19 protein-coding genes are annotated in these 20,513 nt (G+C 60.2%); 6 read left to right on the top strand and 13 right to left on the bottom strand.

From position 1 onward, the window contains the following. The first annotated feature begins 60 nt into the window (after positions 1-60). Positions 61-1,020, top strand: coding sequence for a LysR substrate-binding domain-containing protein (locus ACTG27_RS12875; RefSeq protein ID WP_439979772.1), 960 nt, complete (start codon positions 61-63; stop codon positions 1,018-1,020). An 89-nt stretch (positions 1,021-1,109) separates the two neighbouring features. Here ACTG27_RS12875 and ACTG27_RS12870 read toward each other — a convergent pair whose 3' ends face one another. From ACTG27_RS12870 to dusB, 6 genes are all read right to left on the bottom strand, one after another. Further along, positions 1,110-2,291, bottom strand: coding sequence for a M20 metallopeptidase family protein (locus ACTG27_RS12870; RefSeq protein WP_439979771.1), 1,182 nt, complete (start codon positions 2,289-2,291; stop codon positions 1,110-1,112). Beyond that, entirely contained in the window at positions 2,291-2,740 is a 450-nt protein-coding gene (locus tag ACTG27_RS12865; RefSeq protein WP_033114935.1) for a hypothetical protein, read from the bottom strand. Before ACTG27_RS12865 ends, ACTG27_RS12870 begins: the two co-directional genes overlap by 1 nt. Continuing rightward, positions 2,737-3,555: a DUF3100 domain-containing protein gene (locus ACTG27_RS12860; protein WP_005339140.1), complete on the bottom strand. Its 819-nt coding sequence runs from the start codon at positions 3,553-3,555 to the stop codon at positions 2,737-2,739. The genes ACTG27_RS12865 and ACTG27_RS12860 overlap by 4 nt, the downstream gene beginning before the upstream one ends. Before the next feature lie 258 nt (positions 3,556-3,813). Continuing rightward, positions 3,814-4,695, bottom strand: a complete 882-nt coding sequence (locus ACTG27_RS12855; protein WP_127007841.1) for a DMT family transporter — start codon at positions 4,693-4,695, stop codon at positions 3,814-3,816. Positions 4,696-4,807: 112 nt separating this feature from the next. After that, positions 4,808-5,104 (bottom strand): DNA-binding transcriptional regulator Fis, encoded by a 297-nt coding sequence (gene fis, locus ACTG27_RS12850; protein WP_005309538.1) that lies wholly within the window; start codon positions 5,102-5,104, stop codon positions 4,808-4,810. 26 nt (positions 5,105-5,130) lie between these two features. After that, a complete protein-coding gene (dusB, locus tag ACTG27_RS12845; protein WP_019445016.1) occupies positions 5,131-6,096 on the bottom strand; it encodes a tRNA dihydrouridine synthase DusB in 966 nt (321 codons plus the stop codon). Positions 6,097-6,388: 292 nt separating this feature from the next. Between dusB and ACTG27_RS12840 the strand changes: the two genes are divergently transcribed. The 4 genes from ACTG27_RS12840 to ACTG27_RS12825 all read left to right on the top strand — a co-directional run bounded on the left by ACTG27_RS12840 (position 6,389) and on the right by ACTG27_RS12825 (position 11,214). Beyond that, positions 6,389-7,786 (top strand): TolC family protein, encoded by a 1,398-nt coding sequence (locus ACTG27_RS12840; RefSeq protein ID WP_219264872.1) that lies wholly within the window; start codon positions 6,389-6,391, stop codon positions 7,784-7,786. Between the two features lie 73 nt (positions 7,787-7,859). Further along, complete coding sequence (locus ACTG27_RS12835) at positions 7,860-8,864, top strand: HlyD family secretion protein (RefSeq protein WP_021231970.1); 1,005 nt, start codon at positions 7,860-7,862, stop codon at positions 8,862-8,864. Then, the gene (locus tag ACTG27_RS12830) at positions 8,864-10,018 is read left to right on the top strand and encodes an ABC transporter permease (protein ID WP_219264871.1); all 1,155 of its coding nucleotides are present in this window, start codon (positions 8,864-8,866) and stop codon (positions 10,016-10,018) included. The genes ACTG27_RS12835 and ACTG27_RS12830 overlap by 1 nt, the downstream gene beginning before the upstream one ends. Continuing rightward, positions 10,018-11,214 (top strand): ABC transporter permease, encoded by a 1,197-nt coding sequence (locus ACTG27_RS12825; protein WP_139747908.1) that lies wholly within the window; start codon positions 10,018-10,020, stop codon positions 11,212-11,214. Before ACTG27_RS12830 ends, ACTG27_RS12825 begins: the two co-directional genes overlap by 1 nt. Before the next feature lie 110 nt (positions 11,215-11,324). Here ACTG27_RS12825 and ACTG27_RS12820 read toward each other — a convergent pair whose 3' ends face one another. The 3 genes from ACTG27_RS12820 to ACTG27_RS12810 form a co-directional block, all read right to left on the bottom strand. Continuing rightward, complete coding sequence (locus ACTG27_RS12820; protein WP_439979770.1) at positions 11,325-11,960, bottom strand: SDR family oxidoreductase; 636 nt, start codon at positions 11,958-11,960, stop codon at positions 11,325-11,327. A 133-nt stretch (positions 11,961-12,093) separates the two neighbouring features. Further along, positions 12,094-12,948, bottom strand: a complete 855-nt coding sequence (locus tag ACTG27_RS12815; protein ID WP_005341142.1) for a DnaA ATPase domain-containing protein — start codon at positions 12,946-12,948, stop codon at positions 12,094-12,096. Positions 12,949-13,019: 71 nt separating this feature from the next. Then, positions 13,020-13,718, bottom strand: a complete 699-nt coding sequence (locus ACTG27_RS12810) for a DnaT-like ssDNA-binding domain-containing protein (RefSeq protein WP_021231965.1) — start codon at positions 13,716-13,718, stop codon at positions 13,020-13,022. A 240-nt stretch (positions 13,719-13,958) separates the two neighbouring features. On the opposite strand from ACTG27_RS12810, the gene ACTG27_RS12805 reads away from it, so the two are divergent. Further along, positions 13,959-14,930 (top strand): response regulator, encoded by a 972-nt coding sequence (locus tag ACTG27_RS12805; RefSeq protein ID WP_439979769.1) that lies wholly within the window; start codon positions 13,959-13,961, stop codon positions 14,928-14,930. 74 nt (positions 14,931-15,004) lie between these two features. Here the strand turns inward: ACTG27_RS12805 and ACTG27_RS12800 are convergent, their stop codons facing one another. The 4 genes from ACTG27_RS12800 to pta all read right to left on the bottom strand — a co-directional run bounded on the left by ACTG27_RS12800 (position 15,005) and on the right by pta (position 20,501). Further along, positions 15,005-16,402, bottom strand: a complete 1,398-nt coding sequence (locus ACTG27_RS12800; RefSeq protein ID WP_021231963.1) for a peptide MFS transporter — start codon at positions 16,400-16,402, stop codon at positions 15,005-15,007. Between the two features lie 213 nt (positions 16,403-16,615). Beyond that, the gene (galU, locus tag ACTG27_RS12795) at positions 16,616-17,527 is read right to left on the bottom strand and encodes a UTP--glucose-1-phosphate uridylyltransferase GalU (RefSeq protein ID WP_323876275.1); all 912 of its coding nucleotides are present in this window, start codon (positions 17,525-17,527) and stop codon (positions 16,616-16,618) included. 95 nt (positions 17,528-17,622) lie between these two features. Beyond that, the gene (locus ACTG27_RS12790; protein ID WP_064341080.1) at positions 17,623-17,943 is read right to left on the bottom strand and encodes a ComEA family DNA-binding protein; all 321 of its coding nucleotides are present in this window, start codon (positions 17,941-17,943) and stop codon (positions 17,623-17,625) included. A gap of 377 nt (positions 17,944-18,320) precedes the next feature. Next, positions 18,321-20,501 carry a phosphate acetyltransferase gene (pta, locus tag ACTG27_RS12785; RefSeq protein ID WP_005339119.1) on the bottom strand — a complete coding sequence of 727 codons (2,181 nt, stop codon included), beginning with the start codon at positions 20,499-20,501 and terminating at the stop codon, positions 18,321-18,323. Positions 20,502-20,513 lie beyond the last annotated feature (12 nt).

The raw sequence follows: 20,513 nt of genomic DNA, 5'->3' as shown, positions 1-20,513 counted from the left end.
CCCCGTTCTCTCTTTTTCAGGTCAGCCCTACTGGCCGCAGCAGCGAGATCCCTTGCCCAGATGAACATCGCCCGGCTCAAGAACTTTACCGAGATCGTGAAGAACAACTTCAACATCTCGGCGACGGCGGAGAAGCTCTACACCTCCCAGCCAACCCTCAGCAAGCAGATGAAGATGCTGGAAGATGAGCTGGGGCTCGCCCTCTTTACCCGCAAGGGGAAAAATCTGGTCGGCTTGACCAGCGCAGGCGAGCAGGTGATGGAGCTGGCCAAGGGGGTAGTGGCGCAGGTGGAGCAGATCAACCAGCTCTCGCTGGGTGAGCAGTTGGCCACCAGCGGGGTGCTGCGTATCGCCACCACCCACACCCAGGCTCGCTACAAGCTGCCAGCGGTGATCACCGAGTTCAGCCGTCGTTATCCCGATGTGGCGATCCAGCTCCATCAGGGGGCACCTGCCCAACTGGCCCAGATGGTGCAAAGCGGCGATGTGGATATGGCGATCGCCACCGAGTCCATGTATCTGTTCGACGAGCTGGCCGCGGTGCCCTGTTATCGTTGGGGGCGCAGCGTGGTGGTGCCCCACGCTCATCCGCTGATCGACTGCCAGCCGCTCTCGATGGCGGATCTGGCTCGCTATCCCCTCATCACCTATGTATTCGGCTTTACCGGCCGCTCCAAGATGGACAAGGCTTTTAGCCGCCACGGCCTCTCGCCGAAAACCGTGCTGACCGCCACCGACACCGATGTGATCAAGCACTACGTCCGGCTCGGGATGGGGGTCGGGGTGATTGCCTGCGTGGCCTTCGACGAGGGGGACAGGGAGGATCTGGTGAGCCTCAACATCGACCACCTGATCGCCTCGAGCGCGACCCACATCTGCCTGCGCAAGCATGCCCACTTGCGCGACTACATGTACGACTTTATCCACCTCTACGCCCCCCATATCAGCCGGGAGACGGTGCAACTTCATCTGATCAATCAGCCGCCGACTGCCAATATGGCGGAGTTGCCGTGGCTCTAGTCGCAGGTTGTTTGTCGTACACAGAGCAAAAATACAGAGATAAAAAAGAGAGGCCTTGGCCTCTCTTCTGGTTTTATCGGCATGCGGGATTAAGCGCTGCGGGTCGCCAGATTGATAAAGATCTGGGCTCCGACCAGCAGGCAATCGTCATCGAGGTCGTAGGGGTTGGCATGCAGGTAGTTGCAGATCCCCTTGGCCTGACAGCCGCTACCGAGGAAGAACATGGCCCCCTTGCGGCCACGGCAGGCGTTGACCATGTAGCTGAAATCTTCGCTGCCGGTCATCGGCTGACCCTGAGCGTTGATCCCCTCGGAGGGCAATACGTCGGCGGCCGCTTGCAGCAGACGGGCGCAGGCATCGGCGTGGTTCTCCACCGCCGGATACCCGGCATAGACCATCTTGGTCTTGAAGCCGCGCAGTTCGCTCTGGGCCACGATCTCCTTGAAGCTGTTCTTGAGGATCTGGTCGGTCTCGGCATCCATGGCTCTGATGGTACCGCGCGCCTGCACATGGTCGGCGATGGCGTTGGGGATGGTGCCGCCGTTGATCATGCCGCAGCCAAACACCGCCGGGCTGAACGGACTGGTGCGCTTGGCGACGATGTAGTCCATATCCTCGATGATCCGCACCGCTTCACGGATGGCATCCAACCCCTTGTGGGGGGTGGATCCGTGGGCGGAGATACCGTGCACATCCAGCGTCCAGGCGGAGCCCCAGGAGGACATCACACCGTGGTTGAACTTGATGGTGCCGGTCTCCATGGCGCCGTCGTTATGGAGGGCATAGACCTCGTCCACCCCCTTCATGCAGCCCAGTTCCACCATCTTCTCGGCGCCCGGCACCCGCATGTCCTCTTCCGCCATCTGAAAGATAAAGCGGACGTTGTACTGCAGGCGATCGCGGTTGGCGGCCAGAAACTTGGCCGCGGTCAGGGCGATCGCCATATGGGAGTCGTGACCACAGTTGTGGGCCATCCCTTCGTGGGTCGACTTGAACGCAACGTCGCTCATGTCGTGCATCTCGAGGCCATCCATGTCGGCACGGAAGGCGATGGTCGGCAGCACAGGATCAACCACCAGATCGCCGTGAAAACCGGTGAAGCCCGGGTAGTCGGTGAGGCGGTAGCCAAAGCCTGTCATCAGCTCGCGGCAGTAGGCCGAGGTCTTGAACTCGACGCCGGAGGCCTCCGGAATGGTGTGCAGATGGTGGCGCACTTCCTGACTGAAGTCGCGCAGGGCCAGCAGGGCCGGTTCAATGTGGATGTTGTTCATCAGATGATCCCTTGAATGGAGAAGCCGAGCTGGGCCACCAGCGAGGCGCCGAAGAAGCAGCAGGTGGAGACAATCATGAAGATCAGGATCACTTTCCAGGACATCTTCTTCAGCTCTTCCAGCTGACCACCCACCGAGAGACCGGCAAAGGCCAGCAGCGGTACGCAGCAGGAGAGGAAGGAGATCTTGGCGACGGCGTCGATAAAGAGGCCGCGCACCGGGGTCTCCGGCAGGCAGATGAGAATGCCGATGATGGTGGCATAGGCAAATGCCGGCAGGGAGGAGGGCAGATAGCGCTTGGCAATCAGCGAAGCGAACACCACCAGCGACATGGCTATGAAGCTGTCACCCATCAGCCAGAGCGGAGTGCCGGTGGTCAGGGTCTGGGTAAACATGGCCAGCAGGATCGCCAGAAAGACGAACCGCATATCCATTACGATGCTTTTCATGCTTTCTCTCCTTTGGCAGTCAGGGCATAGATTTTTTCAGCGAGCGGCAGACCCAGATAAGTGAGGGAGAGGGCCCCGAGAGCAGACGAGAGCAGGTTCGAGGCAGCCGCAATACTCAGCACCTGCTGGGCCAGCGCTTCGTCGAGACCGTTGATCAGGGCGCCGGAGGCGGCACTCAGCATGGAGCCTGAGCCCACGCCGGAGCCGGCAGCCAGCGCCAGTGGGTGCAGGCCGGTGAGCGGGGCGATACTGCCCAGCACGCTGAACCAGAGGGTGCCGATAACGGAGCCGCACAGGTAGATGGCCAGCACGCCGATGTATTCCTGAGAGCCGGTGCCGAACTTGCCCTGAATTACCGCGACGGAGGGCTCACGGCTGATGGAGGAGCAGGCCCCGATGGCGCGGCGGCCAAAGCCGAACTTCACCGCCAGCGGAATGGCGATCAGGATAGGCAGCAGGTTGCCAATCTCCTGCAGGAACAGCGGCACGCCGACGCTCAGGATCATCTTCAGGTTGGGGATGATCATCCCCGCATACTGGGTGCCCAGGATCAGCAGGCTGAAGCCCACCATCTTGCCGCAGAAGCCCTCTTCTTTTTCGGTGAAGAGCTGCTTCCAGCCGGGGATGCGATCCTTGACCGGTTTGGCGGAGACAATCATGCCGATGATGACGGCAAAGAGCATCGGCAGGATCGGGATGATGGCGATGCCGATCTTGATCTCCTGTTTTCCTATCAGGTACTGGGCCACAAAGATCAGCATGGCGGTTGCCAATATGCTGACCGTGACCGTCTTGAGGGGGCTGGTTTGCTGCATAGTCTTTTCTCTTGTTATTCCCATGTGTGGCCATCGTCAGGGTTGTCCAGACCGATGATGGGGGCATCATAGGGAGGGTCGCGGGGGAGGAATGTGACCTTCATCAAGCTGGCCATATGGCATTTTTTCATGGGGTATGCCCTTTAACCCTCTGGATACCAAGGGTTAAAGGCCGTTAACAGAACGTCAGCATTGGCAGGACAAGATAAGTAAACAGGAGGGAAATGGTGACACCGCCCCGCAGGGCGGTGACGCGGATCAGACGGGCGTTTTGAGCCGTGCACTGCGCAGCAGCAGGGGCAGTTGGTAGAGCACCAGGGCGCCGAGTACCAGTCCGGCACCGGCCAGTTTGGCGCCGCCGAGGGGTTCGTTGTAGAAGAGGGTGCTCAGCAGCAGAGTCCAGACCGGCTCCAGCAGCATCATCAGGGCGGCGTGGGCGGTAGTCATCTTGCTCAACGCATGGGTGAGCAGCCAGTAGCGCAATGTGGTGGCAATCAAGACGCTCGCCGCAAACCAGCCCCAGATGCCGTGGCTGACTCCAGCCTCGGGCCACTGTTCGGTCAGCAGGGAGAGCAGGGTGCCGAGCAGGCCGGTCATCGCCAGCTGGATGCAGGTGAGCCAGGTGGGGGCAATGGATTGGGCGAAGTGGCGATGGACGGCAAGCTGGATGCCGAGAGTGGTGGCCGCCGCCAGAAACCAGAACAGCGAAAGCGACACGCCCCAGTGGGTACTGCTGGAGAGCAGCAGCAAACCGGCGATGGCGATGGGCAGGGTGAGCCAGTAGTGGCGGCCAGGCTTGGTCCGAAAGGCTCCCCAGGCTGCCAGCGGGGCCATCAGGGTCGCGACGCTCATGATAAAGGCGCCGCTGCCCAGCGCATCGCTCTGGCTGATGGCAGTGACCCACAGCAGCAGGCTGGCGCCGAGGAGGGTGCCGCAACCGGCAGCGCGCACCAGCTGGGCGCGAGTCGGCGGTGGCTCGCGCAACCAGGCCAAGGGGAGCAACAGCAGCGCGGCCAGCAGAAAGCGGCTGCCGATAAAGGCGGCAGGGGGCAGTTCGCGGATCGCCTCTTTCGAGAAGAGCCAGCCAGCGGCGGCCAGCAGGGTGACCAGTACCATCAGCAGCAGGGGAGTGCGGTTCATCGGGGTCGCCATGGTGAAATGGAGGGGAGAGCATAAAGGAAAGGCGCCAGGTATTGCTACCTGGCGCCTTTCGCATCTGCCTTGAACCGCCGTCGCGGCTCGCGGCCAGCAATCAGTTCATGCCGTAACGCTTGAGCTTCTTGCGCAGGGTGCCACGGTTGATACCCATCATCACGGCAGCGCGAGTCTGGTTACCACGGGTGTACTGCATGATCACGTCCAGCATCGGCGCTTCGACTTCGGAGAGAACCATATCGTACAGATCAATCACTTCCTGACCGTTCAACTGGGCCAGGTAGTTACGCAGGGCCTGTTGCACAGAGTCACGCAGGGGGCGCTGGGTCGGCTCGGCAGCGTGATTGTGAGTAGTTGTTACCAATGCATCAGAAGTCAGGGTTTGTTCGAACATATTCGGTCGGCTCTTTAGTTATCTTGTTAACCTAATCCATCGAAATACGCTTCGAGTGCCTCAAGTTGCGCGTCTGCGCAATCCAGGGCATTGAAGTGCTTACGGAATTCTCGGCCCGTCTCTTCTTCATCCAGATACCAGCCCACGTGTTTACGGGCTATGCGCGCTCCCAGATATGCACCATAAAACCGGTGCAGGTTGGTTACATGCTCGTTCATCAGGGTGCGAACCTCTTCCCTCTCGGGAGGCGGCAGCTTGGTGCCCGTCTCAAGAAAATGACGGATTTCCCGGAAAATCCAGGGTCGTCCTTGCGCAGCTCGGCCGATCATCACGGCGTCAACACCGGTATAGTCGAGGACATACCGGGCTTTCTCCGGGCTGTTGATGTCACCATTGGCGACAACAGGAATCGATACGGCCTGCTTAATCGCCCTGATCGTGTCGTACTCCGCTTCGCCCTTGTAGAGGCAGGCGCGGGTACGACCATGCACGGCAAGGGCCGCGATACCGCAATCTTCGGCGATTCGGGCGATCTCCACGCCATTGCGGTTATCCGGATCCCATCCTGTGCGGATCTTCAAGGTGACAGGCACCTCCACTGCATCCACCACGGCCCGGCAAATTGCTTTGACCTGATCGGGGGCACGCAGCAGGGCAGAACCTGCCAACTTCTTATTCACTTTTTTTGCCGGACATCCCATGTTGATGTCGACGATCTGTGCGCCCTGCTCCACGTTGTAGCGGGCAGCAAACGCCATCATCTCGGGGTCGGCTCCGGCAATCTGGACCGAACGCAATCCGCCTTCTGCAGAGTGATCCATCCTCATCCGGGTTTTCTGGGTATCCCAGACATCCGGGTTGGCCAGCAGCATCTCGGAAACGGCCATGCCAGCCCCCAATCGCAAACAAAGTTCACGGAATGGTCGGTCAGTTACACCGGCCATGGGAGCCACAATCAAGGGAGTTTCAAGCGTGTGGGGACCTATCTGCATTCCACGGTTACCATCGGCTTAGGGCGGCGTATATTACGCATTTTTTAGGCAGGAGAAAAGGTTAGTATTTGAGCGTCAGCCATTTTTTTCTGAAAAAAACGTCGCGCCAAGGCTTGCAAATTCTGGAGTTATTGAAAAACGGCCAGATTGCCGGAGAGTGAGCGCTGTACCATTCGGGTCGGACGCCTGCATAATTGTCAGTCCACTTGCAGGCCCGCTTTGCGTTATGATAACGGGCTTAAGTCGAGCAAATGCTCCAAACATTTATGCAACAAAAGCGGATTGGGGATCTATGACGTCAAGGTTCATTAAATCACTCTGGCCGTGTCTGCTGGGGGCCGTGCTGGGGTCGGCGCAGGCGCAAACCATCAGTTTCGGCGAAGCCTGGACCCGGGTCATCCAGCAGGATGAAGGGCTGGCTGCCGAACAGGCCGGGGTCGATCGGGCCAAGCAGCTGCGCGAGGCGGCCAAATCCATGTATCTGCCCAAGGTCGATGTGGGGGCCAGCTATACCCATCTTGATCAGCCGATTGAACTTGATGCTCTCGATCTCAATCCGCTGGCCAAGCAGAAAGATCTGATCCTGGCGCTCGGCAGCCTGTTCGGGGTCGGGGCCAACGCATTTGTCACCCCCCTGACCAAACAGAATGTGGTGACCAGCTCGGTCAAGATGCTCTGGCCGTTGTTTGCCGGTGGTCGCATCGATGCGGCGCAGGATATCCGCCAGGCGCAGGTGAGCGAGGCGCAGCAGCTGCTGGTGCTCAAGCAGCAATCCACCTTCGAGAGCCTCTCCCAGACCTATTTCGGCGTGGTGCTGGCTGCTCAGGTGGTGCAGACCAAGCAGGAGATCGAAGAGGGGCTCGCCCACCATCTGGATCACGCCAAGAAGCTCGAAGTGCAGGGCCAGATCGCCAGGGTGGAGCGTCTCTCCGCCCAGTCGGCCTATGACAGAGCGCGCATCGATACCCAGAAGGCGCGCCGCAGCCTCGAGATCGCCGAGCTGGCCCTCGGCCGCATGCTGAAGTTGCCAAATGCCCAGCCGGGCAGCGGCCTGTTCGTCAACAAGGAGCTGCCGCGCCTCGAGGGGTTGGTGAGCCAGACCCTGGAGGTGCACCCCGGTCTCAAGCTGCTCAGTGCCAAGAAGGAGCAGGCCAAGGGGATGATCCGGGTCGAGCAGGGCAAATATGCCCCTGAGGTGTTTCTGTTCGGTAACTACAACCTCTATGAAGATGATTCGCTCGCCTCCAAGACCACGCCGGACTGGCTGGTGGGGGTGGGGGTCAGCATGCCGCTGGTGAGCCGCGATGGCCGCTCCGAGACGGTACAGGCCGCCAAGAGCGCCGAGCTGCAAGTCAATCTGCTGCAGGCCAAGACCCGCGAGGATCTGGAGTTGCTGGTAGAGAAGACCTGGCGCGAAGCGGCGCAGGGGCTGGAGGAGTATCAATCCCTCTCTTCCACCCAGGCGTTGGCAGAGGAGAATGTGCTGCTGCGGGACAAGGCCTTCGGTCAGGGACTCTCTACCTCCCTTGATGTGGTGGATGCCCAAAACCAGCTGGCGGGGGTCAAGACCCAGCGCGCAGCGGCGGCCTATCAATATGTGGTGTCGCTGGCCCGCCTGCTGGCGCTCTCCGGCCAGATGAACAGTTTCAATCAATATCAGCACGGTCGGGTGATCGAGGTGAACTCATGATCGCACTCCAGTCCGTTCCTTTTTCTATCTCTGTTTCGACCGCCAAGGGTCGCCCGTTTGTCGAGGTGAAGTGATGAGCCATCCCCCCATCAAAAAGAAGATGAGCCAGGGTAAACCGCTGTTGTTGCCGCTGGCACTGGTGATCCTGGTGGTCTGGCTCGGCTGGCGCTTCTGGCTCGCCTATCAGCCGGAGCCGGTGCATCTGCAAGGGCAGATTGAAGCGCAGCAATATTCGGTCTCCTCCAAGGTGCCGGGTCGCATCGACGAAGTGTTGGTGAAAAAGGGTGATCAGCTGACCAAGGATCAACTGGTCTTTACCCTGGCGAGCCCCGAGATCGAAGCCAAGCTGAGCCAGGCCAAGGCCGGTGAAGCGGCTGCAGGCGCGCTGGCGCAAGAGGCGGAGAAAGGAGCCCGAGCCCAACAGATCGCCGCTGCCAAGGATCAGTGGCAAAAAGCCAAGGCCGCCGCAGCCCTGCGCGGCAAGACCTATGAGCGGGTTGCCAGCCTGCACCGCGACGGCGTGATGCCGCTGCAAAAGCGCGACGAGGCCTGGACTGCCTGGCAAGCCGCCCGTTACAGCGAAGGGATGGCGTGGCAGCAGTACCAGATGGCTTTGGAAGGGGCGCGGGAAGAGACCAAGATCGCCGCCCGCGAGAAGGCCAAGATGGCGGCGGGTTCTGTTGCCGAGGTTGAGGCCTATCTGGCCGATACCCGCATCACCAGCCCCCACAATGGTGAAGTGAGTCAGGTGTTGCTGCGCAGCGGCGAGCTGGCGCCGCAAGGCTTCCCCGTGGTGACTCTGCTCGACATGAGCGATGCCTGGGCCCAGTTCCACGTTCGCGAGGATCTGCTGCCCCGCTTCCCGGTCGGTACCGAGTTTGATGCCCGCATCCCGGGCCTTGGCGACCAGACCGTGCGCTTCAAGGTGACCCATGTGGCCGTGATGGGGGATTTTGCCACCTGGCGCGCTACCGATACCCGTCAGGGTTTCGATATGAAGAGCTTCCAGGTGGAGGCTCGCCCGCTTCAACCGGTTGAGGGGCTGCGGGTTGGCATGAGTGTGCTGGTTGAACTCTGATGGGACGTGAATTTCGGCTGCTGTGGCAGGATCCCTTCAGTCGTGCCCTGATGAGCTGGGTGCCGCTGCTGCTGATGGGGATCCTCTGCTGGATCTTCTCGGCAGGGTTGGCCCGTGACCTCAAGGTAGGGCTGGTGGATCTCGACCGCAGCGTGCTCTCGCGCCAGCTCGCCTTCTCGCTGGATGGCTCGGCCGGGCTCAAGGTGGCGCAACAGTTTGACTCCATCGAGGCCGGGGCGCGCGCCTTGCGCGGTGGCGACATCTATGCGCTGGTGGTGATCCCCAACCATCTGGAGCGGGATGCCCGTCAGGGCACCCAGCCGCAGGTAACGGTGTTCAACAACGGCCAGTTCATCCTGATCGCCAAGCTGGTCAACTCGGCGCTGGCGCAGGTGGTAGGCACCCTTAACGGTCAGGTGGGCGTGCTGGAGGCGATGGCCGATGGCAAGGCGCTGCCTGGCGCGCTCGGGCAGTCGGTGCCTATCAGCAGTCAGGTGACTGCGCTCTATAACCTCAACTCCAGCTATGCCCAATTTCTGCTGAGCGCCATTCTGCCCGCGGTGTGGCAGATCCTGGTGGTGCTGTTTGGCCTCAATGCACTGGCCCGTACCGATCGGCTGGGGCTGGACTGGACCACTCGCGGGGTCTGGTTTGGCCTCTGGCGCACCCTGCTGCCCCACGTGCTGATTGGCTGGGGTTGGGGGATAGTCTGGACGCTGCTGCTGTTCAAGGGCTTCTCCTACCCCATGCACGGCAGCTGGCTGGTGCTGGTGGTGGGTCTGGGGCTCGCCTCGGCCGCCTGCGTCACCATGGGGGCCTTTTTCTACGGCATCATTCGGGATCCGGCCCGCGCCCTGTCGCTGGCGGGGGCTTACACGGCGCCCGGTTTTGCCTTTATGGGGGTCACCTTTCCGGTGAGCGCCATGGGGGATTTCGCCCGCTTCTGGCGCAGCCTGTTGCCGGTCTCTCACTATGTGGAGCTGCAGATTGGTCAGAGCAACTACGGTCTGCCTCTCGCATCGGCGTTGCCGCAACTGGGGGCGCTGCTGCTGTTTCTGCTTCCCTTGCTGCTGGTGGTACGTCGTTACAAGCAGCAGGCCGAGCTGGCCCGTCAATCAGCCGCAGTGGCGAGCGCCGAAAAGGAGCCTGAGTGATGCTGGGATTTGTCGATCTGTTGCGCCTAGAGCTGCGCACCCTGCTGGCGGATCGCGCCATCATGCTGACCCTGTTTGGCGGGGTGATCTTCTACTCGTTTCTCTATCCCCAGCCCTATCTGCATCAGCTGCCGCGGGAAGAGGCGGTGGTGGTGGTCAACGACGATGGCAGTCAGTTGTCCCGTCAGCTGGAGTTTATGGCCGATGCCACGCCGCAGGTGAAGCTGGTGGCGCGGGCCAATTCGCTGGCCGAGGCGCGCCAGCTGATGATGGCCGGGGAGGCGAGCGGCATCCTGCATATCCCCAACCACTTCTATCGGGATCTGATGCTGGGCAAGAGCGTCACCCTGAGCTATGCCGGTGATGCCTCCTACTTTCTGGTCTACGGCACCATTGCCGAAGGACTGGCACAGGCTGGGGGGACCCTCGCTGCGCAGGTGAAGGTGGCGCGGCTGCTGAGCCATGGCGAGGCACTGCCGCAAGCAGCCATGGGCTGGAACGCGGTGGCCCTCAACGTGGTACCGGTGTTCAACCCCACCATGGGCTATGTGAATTACGTGGTGCCGGCGGTGTTCGTGCTGATCCTCCATCAGGTGTTGCTGATGGGGGCGGGGATCCTGGGGGCGACCCAGAACCAGCGCAGTTGCCGCGGCGAGCATGGTTACTGGCAAAGCGCGCCGGTGTTGCCGCTGCTGCTGGCGAGAACCTTGGTGCTGGCGGGGTTGTTCCTGCTGCCGGTGAGCTACTTCCTCGGCTTCTGCTTCGATCACTACAACATCGCTCGCCATGCTGACCCTGTGCAGCTTTGGCTGTTCGCCCTGCCATTCCTGCTGGCGACCTGCTGGTTTGGCGTGGTGCTCGGCGCGATATTTACCCGGCGGGATCTGCCGACTCAGGTGGTGCTGATCTCCTCCCTGCCGCTGGTTTTTCTGGCGGGCTTTATCTGGCCGCTCGAGCTGATCCCGGCGCCTCTCAACTGGCTGGCTCAGTGGGTGCCCACTATCCCCGCCATCGAGGGTTTTCTGCGCCTTAACCAGATGGGGGCAGACTTCGCGCAGGTTTCCCGTTACTGGTGGCAGCTGTGGGGACTGGCGCTGCTCTACGGCGTGCTGGCTTGCCTGCTGCTGCGTTGGCGGCAGCAGTCACTGCCGGTGGCCAGTCAGCCGGTCGTACAGAGTGAGACGACCGCCGGTTAAGCGGGATAGGGCAAGCGCCCGTGAGATAGCGTGTGCGGTAAAGCGAAAACGGTCAGCCCTTGGGCTGACCGTTTTGTTATGTGGTGGGGTTACGCGGTTTTACTACTGCTTTAGCCACGCTGGAGCGTGGGATCCCCGATGGCGTAGATCTGCCCCACCGCCGCATCATCCGCCAGCAGGCGCAGCCCTTGGGCGGCCACATCGGCGCGGCGCACCAGTCCGTGTACCTCCTTGCCCTGACTCAGTTCGGCGCGGCCGTTGGCGTCGCCATCCTGAAGGCCCGCCGGGCGCAGAATGGTCCATGCGAGGGCGCTGGTCTGCAGCCAGCTCTCCGCCAGACTTTTGAGACGGATCTCGTGACCGAAGGCGGCGCGTGCCCGCTCCGGCAGATATTGCCAGCTGTCGCCGCAGCCGAGGGAGGTGACCAGCAGCAGCCGTTTCAGCCCTGCCTGCTCCATGACATCGATCACATGGCGGTTGCCCTGATAGTCCACCGGCGCGGCTTGACGGAAGCTGCCGAGGGTAGAGACGACCTGTGCATCTTGCCCCGCACGGGCACATGCCTGCTGCACCGCAGCCGGATCAAGCGCATCCCCCTCGATCACCTCAACTCCCAGCGTCTCCAGTTCCGTAGCCATCTCGGGGCTGCGTACCAGCGCAACGACCCGGTGACCCTGGCTCAAGGCGTGATGAGTAAAGGCACGGCCCAGCCCGCGGCTGGCTCCGAAAATCAGTGTGGTTGGCATAGCTGAGCTCCCTTGGCAAAAGGGGCTAGCCTAGTGGCTTGTTCGTCTGCTGTAAATGAGAGTTGTTTCTATTTGTGAGCTGGCAGGGAGGAGAGAGTGCGAGCCGCCAGCGACTCGCACTCTTTGAGATGCATCAGCCGTTGTAGTTGCCGATGCTGGGGCGACGGCTGGGGCCGCTCAGGTGGATATCCACCGGATTGAACGCCTTGATCGCCTCATAGCTGAAATCACCGATCGCCTGATGCAGGGTCTGTGGTGTGTGGTTGGTGATGATGATGACGCTCTTTGACAGGTTGCGACGGCGGCGCAGCAGGTGGCCGAGGAAGCTGGACTGGCTCTCCGCCATTTTGGCGCGGTTGGCCGATACCTCGTCGATGATCAGCAGATCCACCTCTTCCAGTGCGCGGCGGTACTGGTTGCGCTCATCCTGGTCGGGGATGACGTTGAAAAACAGCCGATCGACGATGGAGGCCCACTGCTGGAAGATCACCGATTTCTGGTGACGGGCGATCAGCTCATGCGCCACCGCTCCCGCCAGGGTCGACTTGCCGGTGCCGTAGTCGCCGTAGATCAGCATGCAGCCGCCACCGCTCTTCTCCCAGTGCTCGAAGCCGCTGATAAAGTAACGGGCTGTTTCGATAGGGTATTGCAGCGCCGGGTCACCGGCATCCATCTTGTCAAACACCCAGTCGGGGTTGAGGTCGGCCTGGGCGATCAGCTTCTGGATCCGCTCCTGACGGGCCGCCTTCTGCAGCTCGCGCACCTCGGCGTTGGCCTTGGCGTCATACTCCTTGCGCAGCGTCTCGTAGTCATACTGACCGCCGCCGGTCTCTTGCTGCAGGCGACGAATGCGCTCCAGCAGCCCTCCCACATGGCGGCTCAATTCCGGGTCGTGAATACGGTGATCCTGCTTGGCCTTGGCGATCTTCTGGCGCTTGGCTTCGATCTCTTCCAGCTCCTGGCGCAGGGGATCTTGCGGGTCAGTCATGGAATGCTCCTTCTGCTCGATCAGGGATGGGTAGACAAGGGGTTGATTCTGCCTGCAGGCGGGGGCCGCTATCAATCATTATCCGGCTCCTGCTGCGCTGCGGGTTCTTGCGTCTGCTGTTGGGCCAGTCGCTTGGCCTCTTCAATCATCTGTTGGGCCCGTTTGCTGGGGCCCGACTCTGGCGGGGCCGGCGTCACCTGCTGGTAGCCTTGCACCTCCATCGGTTTGCGACGGGTATAGCGGCGGGTCTTGAGGGCGCGAATGAACTTGAGCATCCATTGATGCTGGGAGTCGAACACCTCGGGGCGCCCCAGCCAGTAGGCGATAAACTCCCCCAGATCTTCTTCGCTATAGCTGGCATCGATCACCCCGCACAGGCGGGCGAGGGCGGGCAGCTCCTCGTCCGGTCGCCATTGCAGATGCATCTGGAAGGGGCGCTCCGGCAGCGGGCTGCGCAATTTCTGGGTCAGCAGTGGCAACTGGAACGGGCACTGATGGTAGTGCTCACTCTCGGGCTGAGCCTCGACCTGCAGCAGGCCCGCCTCCATCAGTTCATCGAACAGCTCGGTGAGCTGGCGGGCATTGACCTGAAACGAAAAGCCGCAGGGATCTCCCGGATCGACCACTGCCAGCGCCCGACCCAGCTCGGGATAGTTGAGCCTTGCCGCCTGATTTTCCAGCACCAGTCGGCGCAGCTGCAGGGTATAGAGACTGCGAGCCGGATGGGACAATCTTGGGTGGGCAAGGGCGCTGTATTCGGCTGGGGTCATGGTCTTCTTCACGAGCTGGAGTGGGGGGCATTATCCCTTATGGCGCCCACTTGCACAATTCGGATGGCGGTCGCAGTCACGGGGCCACCCGAGTGAATAGAGCTGCGCGGACAGATGGGGTTCTCTTGATGCCTTCGTATGATCGAGGTCTACTTTTGACGCAGGGTTTCCGCGCTGACCGCACTTTTGAGCTAGTCTTAATACCTAAATAACCAATTGACTAATAAGAGCTTTATCAAGATGTCAAAAGCCGGGCTACGGATCCTGGTGGTGGAGGACGAGGCCGTTTTTCGCCACTCGTTAGTGAGTTACCTCGCACGGGACGGGGCAACGGTGTTTCAGGCCGAAGATGGTATTGAGGGGCTATCGGCGGCGGCCCTCTACCATCCCGATGTGGTGTTGTGCGATCTCAATATGCCCAATATGGATGGCCACGAGGTGATCGCCTGCCTCTCTGCGCGCTATCCCCATATTCCGGTTATCGTCATTTCGGCCCAGAGCACCATGGAGGCGGTCGCCAGCGCCTTGCGTGCCGGTGCGCGGGACTATCTGCTCAAACCCCTCGAGGATTACGCGCTGGTCGAGCGCAGTATCGAACAGTGTCTCAACGGCAGCGCCAACCGGGCGCAGCAACTGGAGCTGATGGGTCACCTCGACTATTTCAGTGCCCACGACAAGGCAGCCAGCCGCCTGCTGGCGGGGCTCAAGCCGCCGGGCTTGCAGGAGTGGGGCCCCTGGCAGGTCACGTTCAAGGGGCTGGGGCAGTTGTTTATTCCCGATACCTTCAAGGTGGAAGACAAGCTGCTGGTGCTGGTGATGGAGCTGCCGATCATGGGGGCGGATGCGGCATTTTGTGGTGCGCTGGTGCGATCCTTGATGAACGTCCCCTACCGCCAGTTTCAGCAGAACGAGAGCCGGTTGCTGAGCCAGCCGCACCGGTTGCTCGACTACCTCAACCATCAGTTGATGGCGTCCGGGCTTCGCCACTCTTTTGCCATGGCGGCGCTACTGTTTGATCAGCATGATGGGTTGGTGTTTGCCAACGCAGGGCTCACCTCTCCCCACTGGCTGATGCGCTCAGGCGGCCTACCCCTTGGTCTGATGCGCAGCAGCCACTACGCCCTGCACAAACGCAGCTGGCATGAACCGTTCGCCCTGCAGTTTCGCAGCGACAGCGGCGGCTCGCTGGATGTGCAGGTTCGTCATCACTGATGCCGCCTGATAAACAGGCCAAAACAAACAGGGCGCCTATTGGCGCCCTGCTTGTTGTTTACAATCCTGACCGTTTAGACGGTGGCGGATTGCAGTTTCTTCTCTTGAGCTTGCGGCTCTTTGGCTGGGCCTTCGGCACCGTGCATCCAGTAAACCAGGCGGTTGGCCATGGTCAGCAGGATCAGGGCGCTAAGTACTGCAGCCAGGGCGATGCCACCGAAGATGGCGATCGGGCCGGCTTCACCTACGAAGGAGCCGATAAAGCCCGCAGCGTAGTTGGCCAGGGCAACGAAGCCAAACCAGGCACCCATCATCAGGGAAGCCAGACGCAGCGGAGCTAGCTTGGTCACCATGGAGAGGCCGATCGGGGAGAGGCAGAGCTCGCCCAAGGTGTGGAACAGGTAAGCACCTACCAGCCAGAACATGGAGGTCTTGACGGTGTTGTCACCACCCTGCTGCAGCACGGCACCGACCATGAACAGGAAGCCGATAGCCAGGAACAGCAGACCCATGGCGAATTTCACCGGAGAGTTCGGCTCTTTCTTGCCGAGCTTGATCCAGATGGCCGCAACGACCGGTGCCAGGGTGATAATGAAGAAGGGGTTCAGGGACTGGAACCAGGCGGTCGGCACTTCGAAGCTGCCGATCATGCGGTCGGTATACTCCTGGGTGTAGAGGTTCATCAGACCACCGGCCTGCTCGAAACCGGCCCAGAAGATGATGGTGAACAGACCCAGTACCAGAATAACCTTGATGCGATCCACTTCCTGTTTGGTCAGCGGTGCTTTCTGCTCGGTAGTACGCAGGGCGGCTGCGCGCTGGGCGGCAGTGACGCGACCGATGTCACCCAGGAAACGCTGGGCCATGGTGGCCTGGATCACCAGAGAGAGCAGCATACCGATACCAGCGCCGACGAAGGCAGCTTGCCAGCCGTAGGCCGTAGCGGCAGCACCACAGATCACGCCTGCCAGCAGGGAACCCAGGTTGATACCCATGTAGAAGATGGTGAAAGCACCATCACGGCGGTGATCGCCCTCTTCATAGAGGTCACCCACCATGGTGGAGATGTTCGGTTTGAACAGGCCGTTACCCACGATCAGCAGCGCGAGGCCCGCGTAGAACATGGTGTTGACCATATCCGGGAACATGGCGTGGGGCAGTGCCAGAGTGAACTGACCTGCGGCCATCAGCACGGCACCGATCAGGATGGCGCGACGTTGACCCAAGAAGGTGTCAGCCAGCCAGCCGCCGATCAGCGGAGTGATATAAACCAGACCGGTATAGATACCGTAGAGTTTGAGGGCATCTGCCTGACTCCAGCCCAGACCGCCGTTGGCAGTCAGGTCGGTCAGATAGAGCACCAGCACGGCACGCATGCCGTAATAGGAGAATCTCTCCCACAGTTCGGTACTAAAGAGCAAAAAAAGCCCTTTAGGGTGACCTAAAAAGGTCCCTTTTGACGGGTTATTCATTGGAACTTCCACCTGTGTCTTATATTTTTTTGAGTTTTTTATGCAAGGGCGAGAAACACGCCTCAATCCTTATAGAGCATGTGTGAATAAATTACAACATTATGATTTGCTGAGAGTTTATTTACTCTTGATTGATTTTTTGTTGCAAAAATGAAAAAGGAGCATCATTTGATGCCCCTTAAATACGTCTATAAAAAACAGATTTATCAACGATTACAACTGCTTGACGAACTGCTTCAGCCAACCGATAAATTCACCATTCAGCTCGTGATGGCGCACGGCATATTCCACATTGGCTTTCATGTAGCCCAGCTTGCTACCGCAATCGTGGCTCTTGCCCTTCATGAAGTAGGCGTTGACCTGCTCCTGCTCCATCAGCATGGCGATGGCGTCCGTCAGCTGGATCTCGTCACCGGCACCGGCCGGGGTTTTTTCCAGCAGCGGCCAGATATTGGAGGAGAGGACGTAACGACCCACCACCGCCAGATTGGAGGGGGCTTCGTCACGGGGTGGCTTCTCGACAATGGCCTGCATCGGCAGGGACATCCCCTCGCTCAGGGCCTCGCCCTTGATGTCGGCGATGCCGTACTTGTCCACTTCGCTCTCGGGAACCGCTTCCACCATGATCTGGCTGATCTGGTTCTCTTCGTACATGTGCACCATCTCGGCCAAGTTGTCCTGCTTGGGGTTGCTGGCAACGTCGTCGATCAGCACATCCGGCAGCAGCACGGCAAACGGGTTGTCACCGATCAGCGGGCGGGCGCACAACACAGCGTGGCCCAGACCTTTGGCCTCACCCTGGCGGACGTGCATGATGGTGACGTCTTTAGGGCAGATCTGTTGTACCTCTTCCAGCAACTGACGCTTGACTCGCTTCTCGAGGGTCGCTTCCAGTTCGAAACTCTTGTCGAAGTGGTTTTCGATGGAGTTCTTGCTCGAGTGGGTGACCAGAATGATCTCCTTGATCCCGGCGGCGATAGCTTCGCGCACTACGTACTGGATCAGCGGTTTGTCGACCACCGGCAACATCTCTTTCGGGATGGCCTTGGTGGCTGGCAGCATACGGGTACCCAGACCGGCTACCGGGAGCACGGCCTTGCGAACAACAAGAGGAGTCTTTTTCATGGAAAACTATCCAGCGGGATTAAAGTGCGGCAATCATACCCCAAGAAAAATGGGGCAGCCACAGGCTGCCCCATTTGCAACTGATCCATTCGACTTTATTTGACTATTATCATGTCTCTGTTAGCTTCCAGCGTGGCCGGGCCAATGCCATTGACATCCGCCAGCTGATCGACCGAGGTGAACTTTCCCTGTTTTTCCCGATAGTCGACGATGGCTTGTGCCTTCTTGTCACCAATCCCTTTAAGGCTGGTGAGTTCGGCAAGGGTGGCCGTATTGATATTCAGCTTGCCGGTCTCCTTGGCGACCGAGGCTGTGGTTGTTTGCTTGGGCGTTGCCTTATCTGCGGCCAGTACGGGTTGGCTGAACAGGGGCAAGCAGGCCAGCAGCATGATTGCAGAGAGTTTCTTCATCAGCATTTCCATTCCTCCATGATGTGGATATTGCCGAGCGGCACATTGATGAATAGCGTATCGAACGGGTCTTTTTCACTGCTATTTCTAACAGGTCAAAACCTCATGCCGATGGCGAAATATTTGCTATAAGCGCTTCGCTATGAATGCCCTCATATATCCAACCGTATGATCTTGAATCTATTTTAGATACATCTTTAAGGTGGCGGGCACCCTTTCCCGCAGCGCTACGCTCGAGACATTTCTGGCTCATCACATGGCATTGTTCTGTGCAACACTGCGCTGATGGCATGTTTCACTGGTCTTCAAAAGAGAACCAATAAAAAAGGCTGCTCACCTGGGGTGAGCAGCCTTTGTGATCGGTTTTTTCAGACAGGCACTGATTAGGCTTGTTCGTCAGCCTGGGCAGCCTGGATACCGGTCAGGGCGATGGTGTAGACGATGTCGTCAACCAGGGCGCCACGGGAGAGGTCGTTGACCGGCTTGCGCATGCCTTGCAGCATGGGGCCGATGGAGACCAGGTCAGCGGAACGCTGCACCGCTTTGTAAGTGGTGTTACCTGTGTTCAGGTCAGGGAAGACGAACACGGTGGCTTTACCTGCAACCGGTGAGTTCGGTGCCTTGGACTTGGCCACGTTCTCCATGATGGCCGCGTCGTACTGCAGCGGGCCGTCGATGATGAGGTCGGGGCGCTTGGCCTTGGCCAGCTCGGTCGCTTCACGCACTTTCTCTACATCGGCACCGGCGCCAGAGGTACCGGTGGAGTAGGAGATCATGGCGACGCGCGGCTCGATGCCGAACGCGGCAGCAGAGTCGGCGGACTGGATGGCGATCTCGGCCAGCTGCTCGGCAGTCGGATCCGGGTTGATCGCGCAGTCACCGTAGACCAGCACCTGGTCAGGCAGCAGCATGAAGAAGATGGAGGAGATCAGGGAAGAACCCGGAGCGGTCTTGATGATCTGCATCGGCGGACGGATGGTGTTGGCAGTGGTGTGCACCGCGCCGGATACCAGGCCGTCAACTTCATTGCGCTCCAGCATCATGGTACCCAGTACCACGTTGTCTTCCAGCTGCTCGCGGGCAACCACTTCGGTCATGCCCTTGTTCTTGCGCAGCTCGACCAGACGCGGCACATAGCGCTCGCGCACAACGGCCGGATCGATGATCTCGACGCGATCGGTCAGTACCACACCCTGCTGTTCGGCAACGCGACGGATCTCTTCCGGGTTACCCAGCAGTACCGGACGGGCAATGCCACGCTCGGCACAGATGGCGGCAGCCTTGATGGTGCGCGGCTCGTCGCCTTCCGGCAGCACGACACGCTTGTTGGCCTGACGGGCCAGCTCGGTCAGCTGATAACGGAACGCCGGCGGGCTCAGGCGACGGGAACGGGTAGAGCTGACAGTCAGTGACTCGATCCAGTGCTTGTCGATGTGGCCAGCGACGTAGTCCTGTACCAGTTCGATACGCTCGCGGTCATCTTCCGGAATGTCGACGTTGAAGTTCTGCAGGCTGACGGCGGTCTGCCAGGTGTTGGTACCGGTCATCATGATCGGCAGGCCGGTGGCCATGGCCTGTTGGCACAGCGCCATGACCTGCGGCTCCGGATGGTAGTTACCGGTCAGCAACAGGGCACCCAGCTTGACGCCGTTCATGGCGGAGAGGCAGGCAGAGACGATGACGTCAGATCGGTCGCCGGAGGTCACCAGCAGGCTGCCCGGACGGAAGTGCTCGACCATGTTGTGGATAGAGCGGGCGCAGAAGGTCACGGTCTGCAGGCGACGGCTGTCCAGCTCACCCTTGTGCAGGATCTTGGCGGCCAGATGCTTGGCGAGATCCTTGGCGCGCGGGGCGATCAGCTGGGTGTTCCAGGGGATGCAACCCAGAATGCGCAGCGGGCTCTTGCCGAACACTTGCAGTACTTCCAGGTTGTGAGCCGCGTCAGAAGCGTGGTGATGGGCTTCGAACATCTCGGTCAGGTCAGGACGGGTTACACCATGCTCGTCAACCGGCGCGCCAACCTTGTTGATCACGCAGCCAACGATACGGGGGTTGTTGACACCACCGAAGTTGGAGCAGGCCAGTTCGATGCGCTCTTTCAGCTTCTGGCTGGAGTCATGGCCCGGGTGGGTCACGAATACCATGTCAGCGTCCAGCGCCTTGGCGACGTCGTAGTTCAGCTTGTTGGCAAAGGGCTGCTTGTCGGTCGGCACCATACCTTCGACAACCAGCACTTCGGCACCACTGGATTTCACGTGCTCTTCGAAGCGGGCAACAATCTCTTCCAGCAGGATGTCGGTGTTGCTGGAGCTGATCATGTTCTCGGCGTAGGAGAGGGTGAAGGGCTCGGGCGGATTGATGTTGGCAGCAGCGCGGATAACGGCGGTTGAGCGCTCGGCACCGGTTTCACCCGGACGCGGCTGGGCAACCGGTTTGAAGAAGCTGACATTGACACCGTGACGCTCCATGGCGCGAACAACGCCCAGACTCACGGAAGTTACGCCGACACCAGTGCCGACCGGGATAAGCATAATAGTGCGTGCCACTTTATACCCCTTGTTCATTTTTTGGGATCA

Source organism: Aeromonas sp. 97A (assembly GCF_051919185.1).
Lineage (GTDB): Bacteria > Pseudomonadota > Gammaproteobacteria > Enterobacterales > Aeromonadaceae > Aeromonas > Aeromonas veronii.
The sequence above is the reverse complement of the archived record's forward strand: the minus strand, read 5'-3'. Positions and strand labels throughout refer to the sequence as shown.